Source organism: Nonomuraea sp. NPDC049141 (assembly GCF_040648415.1).
Classification (GTDB): Bacteria; Actinomycetota; Actinomycetes; order Streptosporangiales; family Streptosporangiaceae; genus Nonomuraea.
On sequence record NZ_JBEZDR010000202.1, the window covers coordinates 1 to 1,575 of the forward strand.

Here is a 1,575-nt window from a genome sequence, read left to right on the forward strand (position 1 = left end):
GGTCGATCATTCCGGTGACCGCGTTGGTGCCGCCGGTGAGGACGGTGAAGCCGTCGCCGCCGCCGGAGAGGAAGTTGTTCACCGTGACGCGGTACGTGGCGTCGGCGGTGACCGCCGTACCGCCGAGGGTGAGGCTGCCCCGGACGACCCGGGTGCCGGAGCAGGCGTCGGCGGCGGTGCCGGTGGTGCCGGCGGAGTCGACGACGTACCGGACGGTCGACGACGGGTAGAGCGTCCGGCCGGTGACGAACTGCTGCTCCAGCAGGCAGTAGAGCTGCGCGCCGGTGAGGTCGAGCGTCACGAGGTTGTTGGCGAACGGCTGCACCGTGAACGCCTCCTCGTAGGTGACCGGCCCGGCGTCGAGGTCGGCGCGTACGCCACCGGGGTTCATGAAGGCGGCGACGGCGCCCTGCTCGTCGTCGGTGGCGGCGAGCTGCGCGTCGGCGATCAGGTTGCCCAGCGGCGACTCGCCCATGGTCGTACCGAAGAGGGTCTCCTGGGTCTTCTTGATCTCCGTGGTGGTCTGGCCGACCTCGCGGCCGGCCACCGGGCCGAGCACGGTCTTGTAGCGCTTGATCAGGTCGGTCTGCGCCCGGTCCGGGGCGAGGTCCCGGGTGACCACCACGTTCTCGGCCTTGGCGCTGATCACGTCGCCGGTGCGCCGGTCGATGGAGAGGTCGATGTCGGTGACCAGGCGGCCGAAGGAGCTGGCGCTGGTGACCAGCTTGCCGCTGATGTCGCAGTTGTACGCCTGGTGGGTGTGGCCGCTGACGACCACGTCGATGGACGGGTCCATCCGGTTGGCGATGTCCACGATGGGGCCGGAGATGCCCTTGCAGTCGTTGATGCCGCCGGTGGCGTCCTGGGTGCCGCCCTCGTGCAGCAGCACGACGATGGTCTCGACGCCCTGGCGGCGCAGCTCGCGGGCGTACCGGTTGGCGGTCTGCGCCTCGTCGGCGAAGGTCAGGCCGGCGACGCCCTGCTGGCTGACGATGCGCGGGGTGCCCTCCAGCGTCATGCCGATGAAGCCGACCTTGACGCCCTGCACCTTGTGGATGGCGTACGGCGCCAGCAGCGGCTGGCCGGTCGCGGTCTTGAACGCGTTCGCGGAGAGGTACTGGAAGCCGGCGCCCTCGTACGGGGTGCCGTCGACGCAGCCGTCGACCGGGTGGCAGCCGCCGTTCTGGATGCGCAGCAGCTCGTCGGCACCCTCGTCGAACTCGTGGTTGCCGACGCTGGCGTAGTCGAGCCCGGCCAGCGAAAGCGCCTCGATGGTCGGCTCGTCGTGGAACGCGGCGGAGAGCAGCGGGGAGGCGCCGATCAGGTCGCCGGCCGCCACGGTGATCGTGTTCTGCTCCTTGGCGGCGCGCTTGCGCAGCTCGGCGAGCTGGGTGGCGAGGTATTCGGCCCCGCCGGCGGGCTGCCCGGCGATGGTGCCGCTGGAGCCGGACGGCGGTTCGAGGTTGCCGTGGAAGTCGTTGAGCGCGAGCAGCTTGACGGCGACCGGCTTCGGGCCGGCGTCCGCCTGGTCGGGGGTGGTCGTGACCGCGCCGAGGGCGGTCACGGCGAGCGCGG

1 protein-coding gene is annotated in these 1,575 nt (G+C 71.4%); it reads right to left on the reverse strand.

Going from position 1 to position 1,575, the window contains the following annotated elements; translation table 11 throughout:
- A partial coding sequence (locus AB0B91_RS65860) for a bifunctional metallophosphatase/5'-nucleotidase (protein ID WP_358343190.1) occupies positions 1-1,575 on the reverse strand: 1,575 nt, incomplete at both ends.